The sequence below is a fragment of the Mesorhizobium sp. P5_C1 genome (assembly GCF_054049815.1).
In genome coordinates, this window is sequence record NZ_JBFULQ010000715.1 from 1 (window position 1) to 2337 (window position 2337).

The window sequence follows — 2337 nt, forward strand, 5'->3', positions numbered from 1 at the left end:
AGGACGAACTGAAGACCGTCGACAAGGAGGTTCGCGATGTCGTCGCGGATGCCGCCGAATTTGCCCAGAACGACGCGGAGCCGGATCCGTCCGAGCTCTGGACCGATATCGTATTGTAACGGGAGGGCAAGGACATGCCGATCGAAATTCTCATGCCCGCTCTCTCGCCGACCATGGAAGAGGGCAATCTTTCCAAGTGGTTGAAGAACGAGGGCGACAAGGTCGTCGCCGGTGACGTCATCGCCGAGATCGAAACCGACAAGGCGACGATGGAAGTCGAAGCCGTCGATGAAGGCACGCTTGCCAAGATCGTGGTTCCTGCCGGCACCGAAGGCGTCAAGGTCAATGCAGTGATCGCCGTACTCGCGGTTGACGGCGAAGATGTCGACAAGGCCGGCGAAGGCATCGGCGAAGAACCCCCGAAGGCTGAAACAGCGGCGCCTGCGCCGGCGGCAGCCAAAAGCGAGGCCTCAGCACCGGTCGCAGCCGCCCCGAGGACGGAAATCGCCGCCGATCCGGATATTCCGGCCGGGACGGAAATGGTCTCGACCACGGTGCGCGAAGCGCTGCGTGATGCGATGGCCGAGGAAATGCGCCGCGACGGCGATGTCTTCGTCATGGGCGAGGAAGTTGCCGAATACCAGGGCGCCTACAAGATCACGCAGGGACTGCTGCAGGAGTTCGGGCCGCGGCGCGTCGTCGACACGCCGATCACCGAGCATGGCTTTGCCGGCGTCGGCGTCGGCGCGGCGATGGCCGGTTTGAAGCCGATCGTCGAGTTCATGACCTTCAACTTCGCCATGCAGGCGATCGACCAGATCATCAACTCGGCTGCCAAGACGCTCTATATGTCGGGCGGCCAGATGGGCGCGCCGATCGTGTTCCGTGGACCGAACGGCGCCGCCGCTCGCGTCGCAGCCCAGCATTCGCAGTGCTATGCCGCCTGGTACAGCCACATTCCCGGCCTCAAGGTCGTGATGCCCTACACCGCTGCCGATGCCAAGGGCCTGCTCAAGGCGGCGATCCGCGATCCTAACCCGGTTATCTTCCTCGAGAACGAAATCCTCTACGGTCATTCCTTCGACGTGCCGAAGCTGGATGATTTCGTGCTGCCGATCGGCAAGGCGCGCATCCACAAGACCGGCAAGGACGTCACCATCGTCTCCTTCGGCATCGGCATGACCTATGCGGTCAAGGCTGAAGCCGAGTTGCGCGGCATGGGCATCGACGCCGAGATCATCGACCTCAGGACCATCCGCCCGCTCGACCTCGACACGGTCGTCGCCTCGGTCAAGAAGACCAACCGGCTGATCGTCGTGGAAGAGGGATATCCGCAGAGCTCGGTCGGCGATCACATCGCCAACCAGGTGTCGCAGCGTGCCTTCGATTTCCTTGACGCCCCGGTCATCACCATTGCCGGCAAAGACGTGCCGATGCCGTATGCGGCGAACCTCGAAAAGCTGGCGTTGCCGAATGTCGGCGAGGTCATCGAGGCGGTCAAAGCCGTCACGTATCGCTGAACCGGGCGGGAGGACAAAATGCCAATCAACATCACCATGCCGGCCCTGTCGCCCACGATGGAAGAGGGCAATCTGTCAAAGTGGCTGGTCAAGGAGGGCGACAAGGTTTCGCCCGGCGATGTCATTGCTGAGATCGAGACCGACAAGGCAACGATGGAAGTCGAGGCTGTCGACGAGGGCACGGTTGCGAAGCTCGTCGTTCCTGCCGGCACCGAGGGCGTCAAGGTCAATGCGCTGATCGCCGTGCTCGCTGCCGAAGGCGAAGACGCCGGCGCCGCCGCGAACAGCGGTGGCCCTGCTGCGCCAGCGAAAGCGGAAGCGCCGAAAACGGAGGCTCCGAAGGCGGAAGCACCAAAGGCTGAGGCGCCAAAGGCCGAGCCTGCGCCCGCATCCAAGGCAGTAGCGGCTCCGGCCGCCAACGGCCATGCCGCTGGCGAGCGCACCTTTGCATCGCCGCTCGCGCGCCGCATCGCCAGGGAAGCCGGGGTCGATGTGTCTGCCGTGACCGGCACCGGCCCGCATGGCCGCGTGGTGAAAGCCGATGTCGATGCGGCGATTGCCGGTGGCGGCATCAAACCTGCCGCCAAGGCAGCGCCCGCAGGGGCACCGGCGGCTCCGGCTGCTGCTGCCGCCCCGGTGAAGGCGATGTCGGACGAGCAGGTGCTGAAACTGTTCGAGCAAGGCTCCTACGAACTCGTCCCGCATGACAATATGCGCAAGACCATCGCGCGCCGCCTGGTCGAGGCCAAGACCACCATCCCGCATTTCTACCTGACACTCGACTGCGAACTCGACGCGCTCTTGGCATTGCGCACGC

General features: G+C 64.0%; 2 protein-coding genes and 1 pseudogene. All 3 read left to right on the plus strand.

Going from position 1 to position 2337, the window contains the following annotated elements; translation table 11 throughout:
- Positions 1–119: pseudogene (locus tag ACXJ7R_RS30285) on the plus strand (pyruvate dehydrogenase (acetyl-transferring) E1 component subunit alpha); the annotation flags it as partial.
- 15 nt (positions 120–134) lie between these two features.
- Positions 135–1520, plus strand: a complete 1386-nt coding sequence (locus tag ACXJ7R_RS30290; RefSeq protein WP_457155030.1) for a pyruvate dehydrogenase complex E1 component subunit beta — start codon at positions 135–137, stop codon at positions 1518–1520.
- 18 nt (positions 1521–1538) lie between these two features.
- A partial coding sequence (locus tag ACXJ7R_RS30295) for a biotin/lipoyl-containing protein (RefSeq protein ID WP_457155031.1) occupies positions 1539–2337 on the plus strand: 799 nt, incomplete at its 3' end.